Annotated in this window: 15 protein-coding genes; 10 read left to right on the top strand and 5 right to left on the bottom strand. The window is 42.8% G+C overall.

The window, feature by feature from the left end; genetic code table 11:
• Window positions 1-171 precede the first annotated feature (171 nt).
• Both CLV32_RS13275 and CLV32_RS13270 read left to right on the top strand, forming a co-directional pair.
• On the top strand, window positions 172-585 hold the full coding sequence (locus CLV32_RS13275) for a Fur family transcriptional regulator (protein ID WP_133556285.1): 414 nt from the start codon (window positions 172-174) through the stop codon (window positions 583-585).
• 44 nt (window positions 586-629) lie between these two features.
• A complete protein-coding gene (locus tag CLV32_RS13270) occupies window positions 630-2,609 on the top strand; it encodes a heavy metal translocating P-type ATPase (RefSeq protein ID WP_133556283.1) in 1,980 nt (659 codons plus the stop codon).
• Here the strand turns inward: CLV32_RS13270 and CLV32_RS13265 are convergent.
• The 3 genes from CLV32_RS13265 to CLV32_RS13255 all read right to left on the bottom strand — a co-directional run bounded on the left by CLV32_RS13265 (window position 2,584) and on the right by CLV32_RS13255 (window position 5,524).
• A complete protein-coding gene (locus CLV32_RS13265) occupies window positions 2,584-3,858 on the bottom strand; it encodes a flavin monoamine oxidase family protein (protein ID WP_133556281.1) in 1,275 nt (424 codons plus the stop codon). The two genes, CLV32_RS13270 and CLV32_RS13265, sit on opposite strands and share 26 nt — an antisense overlap.
• A 43-nt stretch (window positions 3,859-3,901) precedes the next feature.
• Window positions 3,902-5,074 (bottom strand): retropepsin-like aspartic protease, encoded by a 1,173-nt coding sequence (locus tag CLV32_RS13260; RefSeq protein WP_133556279.1) that lies wholly within the window; start codon window positions 5,072-5,074, stop codon window positions 3,902-3,904.
• Between the two features lie 165 nt (window positions 5,075-5,239).
• A complete protein-coding gene (locus CLV32_RS13255) occupies window positions 5,240-5,524 on the bottom strand; it encodes an isoleucyl-tRNA synthetase (protein WP_208111005.1) in 285 nt (94 codons plus the stop codon).
• A 149-nt stretch (window positions 5,525-5,673) separates the two neighbouring features.
• On the opposite strand from CLV32_RS13255, the gene ileS reads away from it, so the two are divergent.
• The 5 genes from ileS (at window position 5,674) to CLV32_RS13230 (ending at window position 11,405) form a co-directional block, all read left to right on the top strand.
• Window positions 5,674-9,084, top strand: a complete 3,411-nt coding sequence (ileS, locus tag CLV32_RS13250) for an isoleucine--tRNA ligase (RefSeq protein ID WP_133556277.1) — start codon at window positions 5,674-5,676, stop codon at window positions 9,082-9,084.
• Window positions 9,085-9,090: 6 nt separating this feature from the next.
• Window positions 9,091-9,474, top strand: coding sequence for a TraR/DksA family transcriptional regulator (locus tag CLV32_RS13245; RefSeq protein WP_133556275.1), 384 nt, complete (start codon window positions 9,091-9,093; stop codon window positions 9,472-9,474).
• Window positions 9,474-10,076 carry a lipoprotein signal peptidase gene (locus CLV32_RS13240; RefSeq protein ID WP_133556274.1) on the top strand — a complete coding sequence of 201 codons (603 nt, stop codon included), beginning with the start codon at window positions 9,474-9,476 and terminating at the stop codon, window positions 10,074-10,076. Before CLV32_RS13245 ends, CLV32_RS13240 begins: the two co-directional genes overlap by 1 nt.
• Window positions 10,077-10,164: 88 nt before the next feature.
• Complete coding sequence (locus CLV32_RS13235; RefSeq protein ID WP_133556272.1) at window positions 10,165-10,863, top strand: SIMPL domain-containing protein; 699 nt, start codon at window positions 10,165-10,167, stop codon at window positions 10,861-10,863.
• A 227-nt stretch (window positions 10,864-11,090) separates the two neighbouring features.
• Window positions 11,091-11,405: a hypothetical protein gene (locus CLV32_RS13230; protein ID WP_133556270.1), complete on the top strand. Its 315-nt coding sequence runs from the start codon at window positions 11,091-11,093 to the stop codon at window positions 11,403-11,405.
• Between the two features lie 67 nt (window positions 11,406-11,472).
• Here the strand turns inward: CLV32_RS13230 and serS are convergent, their stop codons facing one another.
• Complete coding sequence (serS, locus tag CLV32_RS13225; RefSeq protein WP_133556268.1) at window positions 11,473-12,744, bottom strand: serine--tRNA ligase; 1,272 nt, start codon at window positions 12,742-12,744, stop codon at window positions 11,473-11,475.
• Between the two features lie 32 nt (window positions 12,745-12,776).
• On the opposite strand from serS, the gene rsmI reads away from it, so the two are divergent.
• Genes rsmI through lnt form a run of 3 tightly spaced genes read left to right on the top strand, consistent with a single transcriptional unit; the run spans window position 12,777 to window position 15,812 of the window.
• Window positions 12,777-13,502: a 16S rRNA (cytidine(1402)-2'-O)-methyltransferase gene (gene rsmI, locus CLV32_RS13220; protein WP_262711521.1), complete on the top strand. Its 726-nt coding sequence runs from the start codon at window positions 12,777-12,779 to the stop codon at window positions 13,500-13,502.
• Between the two features lie 24 nt (window positions 13,503-13,526).
• A complete protein-coding gene (locus CLV32_RS13215; RefSeq protein ID WP_133556266.1) occupies window positions 13,527-14,174 on the top strand; it encodes a PH domain-containing protein in 648 nt (215 codons plus the stop codon).
• A 3-nt stretch (window positions 14,175-14,177) separates the two neighbouring features.
• Window positions 14,178-15,812 carry an apolipoprotein N-acyltransferase gene (gene lnt, locus CLV32_RS13210; RefSeq protein ID WP_133556264.1) on the top strand — a complete coding sequence of 545 codons (1,635 nt, stop codon included), beginning with the start codon at window positions 14,178-14,180 and terminating at the stop codon, window positions 15,810-15,812.
• Here the strand turns inward: lnt and CLV32_RS13205 are convergent.
• Window positions 15,809-17,449, bottom strand: a complete 1,641-nt coding sequence (locus tag CLV32_RS13205; protein ID WP_133556262.1) for an NAD+ synthase — start codon at window positions 17,447-17,449, stop codon at window positions 15,809-15,811. The two genes, lnt and CLV32_RS13205, sit on opposite strands and share 4 nt — an antisense overlap.
• Between the last annotated feature and the right edge of the window lie 8 nt (window positions 17,450-17,457).

Here is a 17,457-nt window from a genome sequence, read left to right as displayed (position 1 = left end):
ACAAAACCGTGATTTGATCAAAGGACGATTGATACAGATCTATACAGTAGCCTTTGAGCTGCTAACTGTCATTTACAGATAAGAATATCCAATTCCGAAATATTTACTTCGCTCCTGCGCAATTTATTTCGTAATTTAGTGTAAGCATAGACGAAGATCTTTGCCAAACCCATGAAAGAGCTCGAGAAAAAGTTAAGCGACAAACAGATTAATCCAACAGCTATGCGTTTATTGGCGCTGGACTACCTGACCAAACGCTCTGCAGCTGTTAGCTTAACAGAGATGGAGCTTGAAATGGATCGTAGTGATCGTGTAACGCTCTACCGCACAATCAAGACTTTTGAAGAGCACGGATTGGTACACCGCATAGAAGATGGTACCGGCATCACGAAGTTTGCGCTTTGTCAACAGGGTTGCGATCCGGGACATCATCACGATCTTCACGTTCACTTTTTCTGTAATAGCTGCAAGGAAACGCATTGCTTACCAAAAACAATTATTCCCGAAGTAGTATTACCTGAAGCATATCAGGCTCAGGAACGTGAGCTGATTGTCAAAGGAATTTGTGCCGCCTGCGCAGTATAACTTTGCAATACCATTGCACCGCTTAAGCAGTACCTTTGGGTATTATGACTGTACTGCCTAAACATAATCACCACGACCACTGCTGCGGCCCAGATGCCGCCAAACCTAAACATATACACAATAACGAACACGATCATGACGATCATGATCATGATCACGGCGATAGCGATGCCGGATGGTTATCACACTGGCCATTATTATTGGCTTTAGTTATCCTGCTGATCATGCAAGCACTTGATCTCGGCTTTGGAATCCGATTCAACAAACTGATTAGCTTGATTATCTATGTCCCGGCATTCTTGTTATCGGGATATCAGGTCCTGGAGCTGTCCTATCGCAAAGCAATGCGGCTTGATTTTTTCAATGAATTTTTCCTGATGAGTGTCGCTACAATCGGTGCCTTTGCCATTGGATCCTATAGTGAAGGTGTAGCCGTTATGGTTTTCTATTCCATAGGCGAATGGTTTCAGGACGCTGCAGTATCTAAAGCCAAAAACAACATCAAGGCACTACTGGATATCAGGCCAGACCGCGTAGACATAATCAGAGATGGTAAAGTTCAAAGTATCAATCCTGCAGAAGTACAGGTAGACGATATTATAGAAGTAAAACCTGGTGAAAAAGTGGCGCTCGACGGTGTATTGCTCACAGATAGCGCGGCTTTCAATACTGCTGCCTTAACTGGCGAAAGTGTACCCGATACGAAAGAAAAAGGAGAATCAGTATTGGCTGGAATGATTAACCTGAATCAGTTGGTACAAATTCAGGTTAAAGCCTTATTTAAGGATAGTAAACTCAGTAAGATTCTGGAAATGGTTCAGGATGCAACAGCGCGAAAATCACAAACTCAGTTATTCATATCCAGGTTTGCTAAAGTATATACGCCAATAGTCTTTGCGCTTGCGGTGCTTGTTGTACTACTTCCCCTGCTTTTTCTGCCAGATTATCATTTTAAGGACTGGCTATACCGCGGTCTCGTATTTCTTGTGATCAGTTGCCCTTGTGCCTTGGTTGTTTCTATCCCTCTTGGCTATTTCGGAGGAATTGGCCTGGCTTCTAAAAACGGAATCTTATTTAAAGGATCAAACTTCCTGGATGTAGTCACCAAAGTTAATACCGTAGTGATGGACAAAACGGGTACTCTTACCATGGGCGTATTCAAAGTACAACAGGTGGTACCTGAAGGCATTGAAGAACAAGAATTGGTGCAGCTCGCCGCAGCTATAGAAAGTAAATCTGCCCATCCGGTAGCGAAAGCCGTTACTGCTTATGCCAACCTGGGCGATCATTTACCAGAGGTTGCCGCCCTGGAAGAAATTCCTGGTCACGGATTGTCAGGCACCATTAACGATAAAGTAGTACTGGCCGGAAATGCACGGTTGATGAAAATGAAACAAGTTGTTTATCCGGCCGCTATAGACCAGTTGGAAGATACAGTTGTTCTATTTGCAGTTGACGGGAAATATGCTGGCTATATGACGATTGCTGATGAGGTGAAACCAGATGCACTGCAAACGATTAAGGACCTGCATGCTTTAAACATACAAACTGTAATGTTGAGTGGTGACAAGCAGCATGTAGTTAAAAAAGTGGCAACATATCTCGGCATAGATCAGTTTTTCGGCGATTTGCTTCCAGAAGACAAAGTTACCCAACTTGAGCAGATTAAGGCTGCAGGCAGATCCGTTGCCTTTGTAGGCGATGGTGTAAATGATGCCCCTGTCATAGCCTTGGCTGATGCCGGATTTGCCATGGGCGGACTGGGAAGTGATGCCGCAATTGAAACTGCGGATATTGTAATCCAGAATGACCAGCCAGCAAAGATCGTTACCGCAATTCGTGTTGGTAAGCTCACCAGGCAGGTGGTTTGGCAAAATATCATACTAGCCATGGCCGTCAAAATTTTGGTGCTTATTTTAGGCGCCGGAGGCATTGCTACCCTTTGGGAAGCCGTAATTGCAGACGTTGGCGTGGCACTACTGGCAATTTTAAATGCGGTTAGGATTCAAAGGATGAAAGTATAAGGGCTGCAGTGCTGTAAGCACTGGTAATTGCTGCTTCTACTGTTCCCTGATCTGGCCCATCGTAAATCGCTTCCCCACAAAAATACAGGGTATGCGCTATTGGACATGCCAGAAGCTTTCTGGCAGCCTTACTTGCCGGAGTGGCGTAACTGTAGGCACCGGTGCTGTACGGATTCTCCGTCCAGTTCCTGATAAAAGCGGCACGCAGATTTCCGCTGACCTCCTCTTTTGGGATATCGAAGATCTCGGATACGGAAAAAATGGCACTATCCAGCAGTTCTTTTTCTGAAGCCCCTGCAAGAGCGTCCGCATGCGCACCTCCGGCCCAACCCGTAAGCGTCAGGTTATCATCGGGAAGCTGTGTCCACCATGTTGGAAAAGGCACCTCGCCAAATACAAAACCCATATCCTTTTTCCAGAAGGCAGTGTTAAACTCAAAAACTACTTTGACCACCGTACCATAGCCTATAGCATTAAAAGCAGTGTGGTAGCTTTGAATCCCGGGCTCAAATGAAAGCGCCAGTTCACTGTCATTCCCGTGTTGCTGGAGCAGTGGCAGGGGAAGTGTTACGATACACTTTTCCGCCCGGAAGGTTGGTACTTTATCTGTTTGGACCGTAACTTCATCTTTTGCCCAACTGATTTTCTTTACAGCAGAATCCAGAATAATAGTACAACCCATTTTTAGACATTCCTTTTCCAGAAAATCAACAAGCAGACTATAACCGCCATTGATCCTGTATTCCGGGGTTTCGTCAGACCATTCCTGATATAGCGTTTTTGCACTTACCTTTTCAGGATCCGCAAGATCAAACCCTCCTGCGTACGACTGCGCCTGCAACCTGAGTTCAGCATATTCCGCCCCCGGAAAAAAACGATGTAAAAAATCGTCAAGCGTCATATCATTTTCTAACGCTGAAAGACGTTCTAGGAGTGTATCCCAACCTGCTACCATTTCGTTCTGCACCCGAAGTCCTCCCTCTTTTTCCCGGTAAAACTCACCTGACACTTCCGTATAGCCAATTCCCGCAGCTTTCAATAGAGCGTAGGTATTTTGTGCATTGCCATGAATAAATTCTGCTCCTGCCTCAATCCTTCCAGAGAAATTATCTGCTTTTAAAGTATTGATCCTCCCCCCGATCCTGCCTGACGCTTCAATAAGGGTAACGTCAAAATGACATGCTAATTTATAAGCTACCGAGAGGCCGGCGATACCCGCACCTATAACAACGATATGTTTTTCTGACATAGAGTTCTGTTTGCCACAAACAACAGATAGCGGGTACCTAAAGTTATAAAATTTCTCTTTTTACTGTAACTGTTCTAATGGCACCATCGGCATCCTTTATCTTCAGGACAGCACTTGTCAATCCTTTAAACACAGAAGGACTGGTTAGCATCTGACAGAGACTTACTGCAGGATATTCCTTTTCATTGATAGCCAGGATTTGTTCTCCTTGCTTTAACTGTCCAGCAGCACTTTTCCATACCGCACCAAAAATCAGCTTGTCGCCATCCAGAGAAAGCTCAAACGGCCAGCGTGTTTCGTTCAGATCCGTTATCTCCTTGTAAGGTTCAAAATAGAATTTTTTATCCATGTAATCCAGAGTAACCAATCCATACTCCAGCAATTTTGTGCCTATCCCAGGAATACCGTTTTTGTCAGTATATGTTACCACATTGCTGAATTTACCTGACCCCAGCTCGAAGTTTGCAAAACGTAATAAGAATTTATCAGCTGCTTTTTGTTCTCCAAATGCGCTGATCCTTGTTGCACCATAACCTTCCGAAAGGACTTCAAATACTTTGGACTTGCTAAGTTGGTTCATGAAATCTTCGGATAAACGTAAGAAGCTGTTATCACCCGTATCAAAACCCATTGTCATGCTTACCTTTTTAGCGAGCTTAATCTGAATCCTTGGATCACTTTGCCCTTTAGAAAGCAGCAGCGGGATCGCGTTCTTTGGATTGAGATTTAACTTTTCAGGCTGATCGGTCAGGATGATACGTTTCTTTACTGCGTCAATCTGCACAACACTATTTCTAAGCAAATTGCTCCCAATGATCCCTGTAACGCCCCAACATTTAAAAAAATCGGGCACCAGCGTAACGGCAGGAATATCATTAAACTCCACTTCACCCAGTCGTATCGATTTTGGCAACACCACAGATGTGGAATCCTTTAATCCCCCGGCGTCCGTTACAGGTGCATTACGCAGGAATGTTGCTCCCGAAGCCTTCGCAAGCTCTTTACTGATAGAAGTTGGTGCCCCCGTGTCAAATAAAAAATTTGCTGTTTGCCCACCAACTTTAACTTGCACAATCATCTTCCCATTTATATCCTGATAAGGAAGTTCCTGATAGTAATTTTTGCCTGCGGCACCACCTGCATTATAAGTAAAAGTCTGTGCCTGGGTTATCAAAGTAACCGACATCATCAGAAAAAAAAGAGAAATACGCTTCATAAAGATTTAGGATGAAGCAAGATATTATTTTTTGCCCTATGGGCACGCATTGATGGAATCGAATTAACGTTTTTTAACAGCTTGAAAAAATATTTGGAGCTTACTATCATATAGATGTTTATCCCCAGACGGGTTGAGCTCAAGAAAGGTTGCAGGAATTTAAAATTAAGGCAACCGCACACCTTCATCAGCAACCGGTGAAGGCTCTTCAGAGTCCGCCTCGGGATCAAGTTCCGGATCCAGCTCAACACATCCCGCGCTGTCTTTACGTGCAAATAAAATGGGATACATGAATAAGAAAGCGCCCAGCATCAGGAATACACCGGATGCCTCCAGCATATAAATACTGGAATCATTCTTTTGTCCGCGTAAAATGAGATAGCCCACCAGTAGAAGTACGCCGATGATAATAGAGATGAGTGCTTTTTGAAGTTTGAGTATTTTTATCATGGCTTTGGATGTTAATGATCTCCAGGAAACATTTCTTAAAGAACAAAAATCAAACCAAGCTGAGTAGCGTCTGATTTTATGCACAAAGCTACTATTTTTCATTTCAAAACCTTAACTTTGCATCCTTAATTTTTGAAGATACTGGATTGATGTATAGGGAATTTAAACAATTAGAACTGGCGAATATAGGGAAAGAGATCCTTGAGTTTTGGAAATCGGAAAACATCTTTGAGAAAAGCATTTCGAGCCGACCAAAATCTAATCCTTTTACTTTTTATGAAGGCCCGCCTTCAGCCAATGGTATGCCTGGTATTCACCATGTGATGGCCCGTGCCATAAAGGATATCTTTTGCCGTTACAAAACCCTTAAGGGTTACCAGGTTAAACGCAAAGGTGGATGGGATACACATGGTCTTCCTATCGAGCTTGCTGTTGAGAAAAAATTAGGCATTACCAAGATCGACATTGGTGTCAAGATCAGTGTTGAGGAATATAATGCGGCATGTCGCGAAGAGGTAATGCGTTACACGGATATCTGGAATGACCTGACTGAAAAGATGGGTTACTGGGTAGACCTTGAAAATCCTTACGTTACTTACGAGAACAATTATATTGAAAGCTTATGGTGGATCCTGAAGTCGTTTTATGACAAGGGGCTTCTCTATAAAGGATACACTGTACAGCCATACTCGCCTGCTGCCGGAACGGGACTAAGCTCGCATGAGCTGAACCAGCCAGGTACTTATAAGATGTTGAAGGATACGTCTATCACGGCGCAGTTCTTTTTAAGACGCGATCAGGAGCACCCATTATTGTCGGTAGTATTTGACAATGCTGAAGAAGAAACAGCGATCATTGCCTGGACAACTACCCCATGGACATTGCCTTCTAATGGTGCTTTGGCAGTAGGAGAAAAAATCGACTACGTTAAGGTAAAAACCTTTAACCAGTATACTTACCTCCCGCTAAACGTGATTCTGGCGAAAGACCTTGTGGCTAAACACTTTAAAAAAGAAGCACAGGATCTTGATTTCTCTACTTATAAAGGCGGTGATAAATTAATTCCATGGACAGTCGTTGCCGAATTTAAAGGTGCTGACCTGGTAGGCTTAAAATACAACCAGTTGCTGCCTTATGTAACCAGCGATGAACTCACAGAAAATGCTTTCCGTGTGATTCCTGCAGATTATGTAACTACAGAAGATGGTACGGGTATCGTTCACATCGCTTCTGTTTTTGGAGCAGACGATTTCCGGGTTGCCAAAGAAAGTGGCATTCCTGCCGTAATGATCAAAGACGAAAATGGTAACGAACTACCCCTTGTAGACAAGCAGGGTAAGTTTGTTGCAGAGGTCACTGATTTTGCCGGTTACTATGTAAAAGAAGAATATTACAGCGACGAGCAGCGTAAAGATCCTGAATTTAAGTCGACAGATGTGCTCCTGGCCATCAAGCTTAAAGAGGATAATAAAGCGTTTGATGTTAAGAAATACGAACACAGTTACCCACACTGCTGGAGAACTGACAAGCCACTTTTATACTATCCATTAGACAGTTGGTTTATCAGGACCACTGCAGTGAAAGAAAAAATGGTTGCATTAAACAAAACCATCAACTGGAAACCAGAATCTACAGGTACTGGTCGTTTCGGCAACTGGCTTGAAAACCTGGTGGATTGGAATTTATCACGCTCAAGATACTGGGGTACACCCCTACCGATCTGGCGTACCGCAGACGGCCTGGAAGAAAAATGCATCGGTTCTATCGCTGAGCTGAACGAAGAGATCAAAAAGGCTGTTGATGCTGGTTTTATGGATGCTGGCTTTGAGCTTAAAGACATGCACCGCCCATATGTTGACAATGTGATCCTCGTTTCAAATACCGGCGAACGCATGGTTCGTGAAGCTGACATGATCGACGTTTGGTTTGATAGTGGGGCCATGCCTTATGCACAATGGCACTTCCCTTTTGAGAACCAGGAGGAATTTGAAAATGCATACCCTGCAGACTTTATAGCTGAGGGTGTGGATCAGACACGCGGCTGGTTCTTTACCCTGCATGCTATTGCAGTGATGCTGAGCGAGAGCAGTGAAGAGATCAAAGCAGTAAATGCCAAGACTGGTAATGCCGGTGTAGCATTTAAAAATGTCGTTTCAAACGGCCTTGTGCTCGACAAAAACGGCAATAAAATGTCAAAACGCCTGGGTAACGGCGTTGATCCTTTCAGCACAATCGACACCTATAGTGCCGATGCTACCCGTTGGTACATGATCAGCAATGCATCGCCATGGGATAACCTGAAATTCAACATGGATGGATTAGATGAGGTTAGAAGGAAATTTTTCGGCACCTTATACAATACCTATTCTTTCTTTGCGCTATATGCCAATATCGACAAGTTTGAGATCGATCCTGCCAACGAAACACCGGTAGCAGAACGCAGTGAACTTGACCGTTGGATTCTTTCCATGTTGCAAACCCTGATCAACGAAGTTGACGAGAGTTACAATACCTACGAGCCTACTAAAGCGGCCAGGGCAATACAGAACTTCGTTGACGAACATCTGAGTAACTGGTATATCCGTTTATCACGCAGACGCTTCTGGAAAGGAGAAATGACCGATGATAAAAAAGCGGCTTACGAAACGCTATATACTTGCCTTACTTCAATCGCTCAACTGATGTCGCCGGTAGCACCTTTCTTCGCCGACTGGCTATATCAAAACCTGACAGTTAACGCTGTGGAGAAATCAGAATCTGTGCATTTGACCTTATGGAAAACCGCGGATGCGACCCTGATTGACACGGAGCTGAATGAAAGAATGTTGTTGGCACAAGATATATCATCAATGGTGTTATCGCTTCGCAAAAAGAGCAGCATCAACGTTCGTCAGCCTTTAGCTAAGATCCTGATACCTGTTTTGGACCAGAAACTTGCTGACCGCGTAGAATTGGTAAAAGAGCTGATACTTTCGGAAACGAATATCAAAAATATTGAGTACATTACAGACACGGCAGGTTTCATTAAAAAGAAAATAAAACCTAATTTCAAGGCGTTGGGACCGAAGGTTGGTAAAGACATGAAACTTGTTGCAGATGCAATTACAGGACTTGACCAGACACAGATCGCGGAGCTTGAGAAAAATGGTGAAGTGACTATAAAAATCAGTAATGCAGGTACAGATTCTAGCTATGTGGTTTCGAATACCGACCTTGAAATCATCGCCGAAGACATCCCCGGATGGCAGGTAACAAACCTGGGCAGCCTTACCGTTGCACTGGATGTAACCGTTACTGAGGAGCTGAAGCAGGAAGGTCTTTCGAGAGAACTGATCAACAGGGTTCAAAACCTACGTAAGGAATTGGGCTTTGAAGTTACTGACCGCATAACGGTGAGTTTACAAAAGGATAATTTGATTGAGCAGGCGGTGGCTCAGCATAAAGCATACATTTGCTCGGAAATTTTAGCTGAAAAGCTGGAGTTAACCGACACCTTAACTAACGCAAACAAAATTGTAATCGATGATGTTGAACTACAAATTTCGATTACCAAACTATAATTAAACATGGAAAAAGCTACAAAAACTCGGTATTCAGATAGTGAGCTTCAGGAATTCAAAGACCTGATACAGGAAAAAGTGCGCATGGCACGTGAAGAATTTCTGTCATTAACAAACTCTTTAAGCAGCCCGAATTCTAATGGTACCGAAGATACTTCAGGAACCTATAAAACGCTTGAGGACGGTTCTGCAACTTTAGAGAAGGAGCAATTGAATCAGCTTGCTGCCCGTCAAAAGAAATTTATTGACAACCTTGAAGCTGCCCTGGTGCGTATCGAGAACAAAACATATGGCATTTGCCGTGAAACTGGTAAACTGATCCAGAAAGAACGTTTGCGCGCGGTACCGCATGCTACGTTAAGCATGGAAGCTAAACTGAAGCAGGCATAATGAAAGGGTACACTAAACCTGTATTGGTTATTTTTTTAGTATTACTAATTGACCAGGTCCTGAAGACCTGGATTAAAACAAACATGTTCATTGGCCAGGAATTTAAAATTCTTGGTCATTGGTTCATTATCCACTTCACAGAAAATAATGGTATGGCCTTTGGCCTCGAGTTCGGTGGAGAGTTTGGCAAACTTGCCCTTTCTCTTTTTAGGATCGCCGCTGTTGCAGGTATCGGTTACGCACTGTATTATCTGATCGACAAAAAATATCACCGCGGACTGATTCTTAACGTTGCACTGATCTTTGCTGGTGCACTCGGAAATATCATTGACTCGGTATTCTATGGTGTGATCTATGGTTATGCCGGCCTATTTCACGGCCGCGTGGTAGACATGCTCTATTTCCCATTACTTGAAGGCGTATTTCCAAAATGGCTGCCTATCTGGGGAGGCGAAGATTACATCTTCTTCCGTCCGGTATTTAATATTGCTGATGCAGCAATCTCTTTAGGCGTAATTCTGATCCTTGTTTTCCAAAAAAGCTATTTTAAGGAAGAAGTAAAAGACGAAATAGGGATTAATAATGAGATAGTTGAAGACTAATCTACAGTGATTAAAAATATATTTCATCTTGTTTATGGAATTGGTATGATATTTACATCAAGGGGGTAAATACACAAATCATACAATTATGAAAAGATTATTCACACTTGCTTTCGTTGCCTTACTAAGTGTAGGCGCCATGGCACAAACAGTAGATTTAAGAAAAAAGATCAGCGTAAGCGGTACCGCAGAACAAGAAGTAACACCAGATATTATTTATATCGGTATCTCTTTACAGGAGTATCTAAAAGATGGTAACAGCAAGAAAAGAGTAGATATTACTGAATTGGAAAATCAGTTGTATACCGCGGTTCAAAATGCAGGCATACCAAAAGAAAGCCTTACTGTCAACAGTCTGTCGAGCTACATGACCATAACTGAGAAAAAAAAGAATCCTGAATTTTTAGCGAGCAAGCAATATAAACTTAAGGTAACCGACCTGAATAAGTTCAACGCAATTATTGGCGCAATAGATCCTAAAGGAATTGCTTCTACAAATATCGACAGCTACGAGTATTCTAAAATCGAAGGTTTGAAAAAAGAACTTAAGGTTAAAGCATTATTGGCAGCAAAAGATAAAGCAACTTACCTGACTGCAGCGCTTGGCGACAAGCTTTGGCCTGCAATTGATATCCAGGAGGTAAGCAATGAGCAATATCCGCAGCCGATGTACCGTGTTAATATGATGATGAAATCTGCAAGTGCAGACGTTCAAAGTGCGCCGGAACTAGATTTCAAGAAGATAAAATTGAGCTACACCATGAATGTCGTTTTTGAAATTAAATAAGGTACTGTTCAAAAGACTATACAGTTTTTGCAACACAAAACCTTTTGTTTAACCATCAAAACCAAAGAAATAAAGTTGCTTAAATTAATACTCAGGAAAATAATCCTTATTTAAACACGTTTTAAGCGCCTTTTCAGCAATAGTCTTTCGAAACAACATTGAAACCTACCAGCGTTCTGGTAGGTTTTTTGTTATTTATGGGTGTATCAATAAAACTTAAAAATCATATGAAAAAATTACTTTACTCCCTGGCACTCGTATTCATGTTCAGTATCAGTGCAAGCAGCGTTATGGCAGCAGACAAAACTGACAAAAACAAAACTGAGCTTACTGTTGAACAACAAGCACAACTGACAAGAATCACCAATCGTGTGGAAGAAATCAGACATATGGATAAATCTCATTTATCTAGAGCTGAGAAAAAAGAATTGCGCAAAGAACTTAGAGAAATGAAAAGCCAGGCCCGTGCAATGGGTGGAGGTGTTTATCTTTCTGTAGGTGCTATTATCATCATCATCTTATTATTGATCCTAATCTTATAGTATCGGTCACAACATAAAAAAAGGCCTCTGAACAAATTCAGGGCCTTTTTTTATGTCTTCTATTTTATTAATCAATGTATTCGAAGCCGGTATATTTGACCAACGCCTCTGGAATTTTGATTCCTTTATCAGTCTGATAGTTTTCAAGTATCGAAGCTACTATACGTGGCAATGCCAAGGCACTTCCATTTAAGGTATGCGCCAATTGTGTTTTCCCGGTATTTCCTTTGAAACGCAGTTTCAGGCGGTTTGCTTGATAGGTTTCGAAATTGGAAACAGAAGAAACCTCCAGCCAGCGTTGTTGCGCAGCACTCCACACCTCCATATCATAAGTCATAGCCGACGTAAAGCCCATATCTCCGCCACATAAACGTAATACGCGATAATGTAGACCAAGTTCCTGCAACAAGGACTGCACGTAGCTGCTCATCTCTTCCAAAACCTGATAAGATTTCTCCGGATGAACGATCTGCACCACCTCAACTTTATCGAATTGATGCAATCGATTAAGTCCGCGTACATGTGCACCATAAGATCCAGCTTCACGGCGGAAGCAAGGTGTATAAGCAGTATTCTTAACTGGTAATTCGTCTTCTTTGAGAATAACATCCCTGTACAGGTTAGTTACCGGAACCTCTGCAGTAGGGATCAGGTATAAGTTATCTACCCCCGCATGATACATCTGTCCTTCTTTATCTGGAAGCTGACCGGTACCGAAGCCAGAGGCTTCATTAACCATATGTGGAACCTGCATTTCGCGGTAGCCTTGTGCCGTAGCGTGGTCCAGGAAAAAATTAATCAGTGCGCGCTGTAGCTTTGCACCTTTACCTTTATACACCGGGAAACCTGCCCCTGTAATTTTAACACCCAATTCAAAATCAATGATATCATATTTTGCTGCCAGTTCCCAATGCGGCAAAGCATGTTCGCCAAGTTGAGCCGGCTCACCATGGAGGTATACTTCTTCATTGTCTTCAGCACCAACACCAGGTTTCACCAGTTCGTTTGGAATATTAGGAACCTGAACGATCAGGCTAAATAACTTTTCTTCAAGTGCTGCAAGCTGTTCACCGTAACTCTTGATGGCTTCTTTATTTGATGTTGTCTCAGCTTTAAGCTTATCTGCAGCCTCTTTATTGCCAGTACGCATCAGCTCACCAATCTGTTTTGCACTGGAATTCGCGATAGCCGATAAATTATCTAAAGAAGTCTGGGATTGTTTGCGTTCTTCATCTAACTGAATGATCTGATCAATAATTTCAGTCTGTTTGAAATTACGAGCCCCTAAGCGTTCTAAAACTTTCTCTCTATTTTCGCGGATATAGTTAACTTGCAACATTATTTTATTTTTTCACCAAAGATAACAAGAGTTTGGAGAATAACACGAGCGGCAAGCTATTTCTGGTGCCCACACCCATTGGGAACCTGGAAGACATGACCTTCAGGGCAATACGGATTTTAAAGGAGGCAGATGTTATCCTGGCGGAGGATACGCGCACCAGCGCGCCCTTGCTGAAGCATTTTGGCATCGATAAAAAAGCGTATTCCCATCACCAGCATAATGAACATAAGGCAACATCAGAGATTATACGGTTTTTGTTGGCCGGGCAGAACGTCGCACTGATTTCTGATGCCGGAACACCCGCCATCTCAGACCCAGGTTTCTTTCTGGTACGGGAAGTGCTTAAGCACGATCTTGAAGTAGAGTGCCTGCCAGGCGCCACGGCATTTGTTCCCGCATTGGTAAATTCCGGTCTCCCTACAGACGCCTTTGTATTCGAGGGCTTTCTCCCCGTAAAAAAAGGAAGACAGACACGATTGAAAAAACTGGCCGAAGAGGAACGTACCATTATCCTTTATGAAAGCCCACACCGCCTGTTAAAAACACTGGAAGAATTTGAGACTTATTTCGGAGCCGATCGTCAGGCCTCAGTGAGCAGAGAACTAACAAAGCTCTATGAGGAAACCATTCGTGGCACAGTTAGTGAAATAAAATCATACTACACCAACAATATCTTAAAGGGAGAATTTGTAATTTGTGTTGCCGGAAGAGCGGAAGTTAAAAAATCCAGATCTGACGATGAAGGTTATAAATAACCCATAACTTATTAAAAACGAACGATGATTATACCAGATAAATTTTTGAGCGACGAACAGGAACCCAGAGCTGTAGAAAAAGTTGTGGGCAAACTGAATGATATGTTAAGCAGTAATGAAGAGCTGATCTATCTTGCTGTGCAGAAGAAGCCTGCGGTAAATCTTTTACCCGACTGTATTGCAGTGAGTAATAAAAGAATTTTTTATTGTGAGCCTGGCAACTTCGGGATTACCATGAACTTCAAGGATATCTCCTGGAAAAGTATTAAAGAGGTATCTTTTAAAGAAGAACTTTTCGGCTCTAAATTCATCTGCGTACCGCAGCATGGTGAAAATATAGTAACAGAGTTTATTCCTAAGGTACAGGCACGTAAGCTTTACCAGGCAGCATCAGAGCAACTCGAAAATTTCAGAGAACAGAACGAGAAAAAAGAAACCGAAGATAAAAAGGCACCATCACTGAATGCCGTCTTTGAAGATGCAATAGAAATTGAAGAATCCGTTATTGTTCCCGCTGCGGCAGAAACTCCAGCTGCTCCTTACATTCCTGTTGTTGAAGAAGAAGACGAGACTACACTTAAGCTAAGAAAATTAAAAACCTTGTATGATAAGCAACTGATCACACAGGATGAATATGAAGCCAAAAAAGCCAGTATACTGGATAGCTTTTAAGGCATGACAAAAAAACAAACGTATGGCCTCGCATTCCTCAGTGCTTTCGCACTGTGGCTGGCCTGGCCCCCGATCCCTTACACTACTCCCTTATTGCTGGTAGGTCTTGTTCCCTTGTTTATTGCATTAGCTGAAGTAAGGAAGACTATTGCTCCGAAACGAGGTAAAAGAATATTTCTAACGGCGGGCCTTACTTTTCTGGTATGGAATACCGCATGTATTTACTGGGTTTACAACGCAATCAGTTCTTATAACTCCCCTATAGTTTCATTACTGATCAGCCTGATCCCCTATGGACTGGGGGCCTTATTAATGACCTTTGCCTTCTGGCTATATTACCGGTTGAGCCTGTATACCAGTAAAGTCATAGCTTATGCCGGACTGATCAGTTTCTGGATCAGCATGGAATTCCTGCATCAAAGCTGGGATCTGGCATTTCCCTGGATGAACCTTGGTAATGGCCTGGCAGGGATGCACCAGCTTGCCCAGTGGTATGAATACACTGGAGTTTACGGTGGCTCTGTATGGATTCTCCTGAGTAATATTCTTGCTTATGAAGCCTGGGTAGCCTTTAAAACGCAGAAAGATTATTCCCGATTAAGGCCAGCAATAATCTGGATTGCCCTAATCATTATCCCGGCAGCTTATTCCCTGATCCGATATAATACCTATAAAGAAAAATCAGTCCCCCTAAATGTCGTTACGGTTCAGCCAAACATTGATCCTTATCAAAAATATGGCAGTCAAAGTTCACGCGAGCAACTGGACATCTTAACACATCTATCAGATTCGGTAGCGCAAGTCAACACCGAATATTTTATCTGGCCAGAAACTGCACTACCTACCTTTACAGACGAAGACAAAGTACGCAGTACTCCAGAATTTATTGCCGTTCAGCAATTCATTTCAAAATATAAAAACGGCGCTGTGTTAACGGGGATCGAGAGCATCCGCAAATACAACGAGAAAAAGACCATCAGTGCCAAGCAGGATCCTGCATCTGGCATCTGGTACGACAATTTCAACGCAGCGATGCAGGTAGAGAATTCTGCCAACGTACCCTTCTATCATAAATCGAAATTGGTCCCGGGTGTAGAGAAAATGCCTTTTCCCGAAACACTGGCCTTTCTGGCACCGGTATTTGATCAACTAGGTGGCAGCACCGGCGGTTGGGGCTGGCAGGAAGATCCTACAGTATTTTATGCACAGAGTGGCGTGGGGGTGGATCCCGTGATTTGTTACGAATCTATCTGGGGCGACTGGGTAAGGCGTTCGGTAAAAGATGGTGCCCAGTTTGTCGCTATTATCACCAATGATGGCTGGTGGGGAAATACATCCGGCAAAGATCAGCACATCCTCTATGCCAAGCTTAGGGCAATAGAAACACGGAGATGGGTAGTCCGCTCTGCCAATACCGGAATCTCAGGCTTTATCAACCAACGCGGCGATATTACCAAAGAAAGTAAATGGTGGACGCGTACCGCGTTGAAAGCTGATATCAACCTGAATGATGAGCTCACTTTTTATGTGAAAAATGGAGATATCATTCCCTGGTTACTTAGCCTGATCGCAATAGTACTAGCCCTAATCATCCCCTACAAAAGGTGGATCAAGAAAGAAAAACCGCAGACTATTTAAGCAAGGTATTTGCCTACAATTGGCATCCTTCTCCCCATACCGAAAGCTTTTGGAGAAACACGTAAAATTGGTGGTGTCTGGTAACGCTTAAATTCAGCATTGTTAACCAGCTTAATTACTCTTTTAACCAGTGTTTCTTCAAAACCCATGGCGATGATCGCTCTGGAACTTTTCTTTTGTTCGATATAATGCATCAAGACCTGATCCAGCGTATCGTAGTCTGGCAGAGAATCAGAATCTTTCTGATCGGGTCTTAACTCGGCTGAAGGTGGCTTAACAATCGTATTTTCAGGGATTACTGCTGCATCTTTATTGATGAACCTTGCCAGCTGGAAAATCTGGGTTTTGTACACATCTCCAATTACGCCGATTGCACCACACATATCACCATACAATGTCCCATAACCTACAGCACACTCACTTTTGTTTGACGTATTAAGTAAAATATACCCAAATTTATTGGACATAGCCATAAGCAGAATTCCGCGGCAACGGGCCTGGATATTCTCCTCCGTAAGATTAGCTGCAAGCCCTTCAAATACTGGAGCAAGCATGTTATCGAACGCATCTGCCGCTTCTCCAATCCTGATGATCTCATGTTTGCAGCCGATATTTTCAACCAGATCCAGCGCATCTTTAATGGAGTGGTCGCTCGAATATTTCGAAGGCATCAATACTGCCATCACGTTTTCAGGACCCAGGGCCCGGCACGCCAACGCACAGACGATAGCAGAGTCAATTCCCCCTGACAAGCCCAATACTGCTTTTTGGAATCCTGACTTCCTAAAATAATCCTGAATCCCCAGGATCAGGGCATCATGGATCTGCGCAATATCAGGAATAACCTGATGGGTGATTGGCTGCAGCCCTTTCAATTCGTTCTGTTCGAATGTATAAATCTTAAAATCTTCTTTGAAATAAGCCATCTCATCGATTAGGATTCCGTCCTTGTTAAAGGCCATAGAGCCACCGTCAAAGATAATCTCAGTTTGCGCACCTACCTGGTTTACATATAACAGCGGAAGATGATACTGACTCGCGTTTTTTGATAAAATTTCTACACGCTCATCATCGTGCAGATAAGAAAATGGAGATGCGGCAATATTAATCATCAGGTCTGGCTCCTGCTTAATCAATTCATCCATTGGATTATGGATATATAGCGGATTATTGTTTATATTCCATAAATCTTCACATATCGTTAACGCAATTTTTTTGCCCTTGAATTCAATGCATTCAAAGTTCATTGCAGGCTCGAAATAACGATACTCATCAAATACATCATAGTTAGGCAACAGTGCCTTTTTTACCACAGCTTTTACAGATCCATCTTCTATGAAGTACGCAGCATTATATAGGTCTTTTCCAGCAGGAAGCTCGTTTTTTACAGGGAGTCCAAAAATACAGGCTATACCTTGCGTATGCAGTGCAACTTCCTGCGCCGCCGCTTCACAAAGCTCGATAAACTCCTCAAATTCTAAAAAGTCGCGCGGCGGATAGCCGCAGATAGCCAATTCTGCAAATACCACGAGCTCTGCCCCTTCGGCTTTTGCTTTATGAATATGATCTATGATCTTTTTGGTATTGGATTCGAAATTCCCTATGTGGTAATTGAGTTGCGCCAGTGCAATTTTCATCTGCGTAA

It is taken from the genome of Pedobacter duraquae, from assembly GCF_004362245.1.
Classification (GTDB): Bacteria; Bacteroidota; Bacteroidia; order Sphingobacteriales; family Sphingobacteriaceae; genus Pedobacter; species Pedobacter duraquae.
Note: the sequence above shows the minus strand (reverse complement) of the source record. Positions and strands in the feature narration are given on the sequence as shown.

Excerpts from the sequence above, each read along its gene's own strand:
- CLV32_RS13275 (WP_133556285.1), top strand. The coding sequence starts at position 172 with ATGAAAGAGCTCGAGAAAAAGTTAAGCGACAAACAGATTAATCCAACA.
- CLV32_RS13270 (WP_133556283.1), top strand. The coding sequence starts at position 630 with ATGACTGTACTGCCTAAACATAATCACCACGACCACTGCTGCGGCCCA.
- CLV32_RS13265 (WP_133556281.1), bottom strand. The coding sequence starts at position 3,858 with ATGTCAGAAAAACATATCGTTGTTATAGGTGCGGGTATCGCCGGCCTC.
- CLV32_RS13260 (WP_133556279.1), bottom strand. The coding sequence starts at position 5,074 with ATGAAGCGTATTTCTCTTTTTTTTCTGATGATGTCGGTTACTTTGATA.
- CLV32_RS13255 (WP_208111005.1), bottom strand. The coding sequence starts at position 5,524 with ATGATAAAAATACTCAAACTTCAAAAAGCACTCATCTCTATTATCATC.
- ileS (WP_133556277.1), top strand. The coding sequence starts at position 5,674 with ATGTATAGGGAATTTAAACAATTAGAACTGGCGAATATAGGGAAAGAG.
- CLV32_RS13245 (WP_133556275.1), top strand. The coding sequence starts at position 9,091 with ATGGAAAAAGCTACAAAAACTCGGTATTCAGATAGTGAGCTTCAGGAA.
- CLV32_RS13240 (WP_133556274.1), top strand. The coding sequence starts at position 9,474 with ATGAAAGGGTACACTAAACCTGTATTGGTTATTTTTTTAGTATTACTA.
- CLV32_RS13235 (WP_133556272.1), top strand. The coding sequence starts at position 10,165 with ATGAAAAGATTATTCACACTTGCTTTCGTTGCCTTACTAAGTGTAGGC.
- CLV32_RS13230 (WP_133556270.1), top strand. The coding sequence starts at position 11,091 with ATGAAAAAATTACTTTACTCCCTGGCACTCGTATTCATGTTCAGTATC.
- serS (WP_133556268.1), bottom strand. The coding sequence starts at position 12,744 with ATGTTGCAAGTTAACTATATCCGCGAAAATAGAGAGAAAGTTTTAGAA.
- CLV32_RS13215 (WP_133556266.1), top strand. The coding sequence starts at position 13,527 with ATGATTATACCAGATAAATTTTTGAGCGACGAACAGGAACCCAGAGCT.
- lnt (WP_133556264.1), top strand. The coding sequence starts at position 14,178 with ATGACAAAAAAACAAACGTATGGCCTCGCATTCCTCAGTGCTTTCGCA.
- CLV32_RS13205 (WP_133556262.1), bottom strand. The coding sequence starts at position 17,449 with ATGAAAATTGCACTGGCGCAACTCAATTACCACATAGGGAATTTCGAA.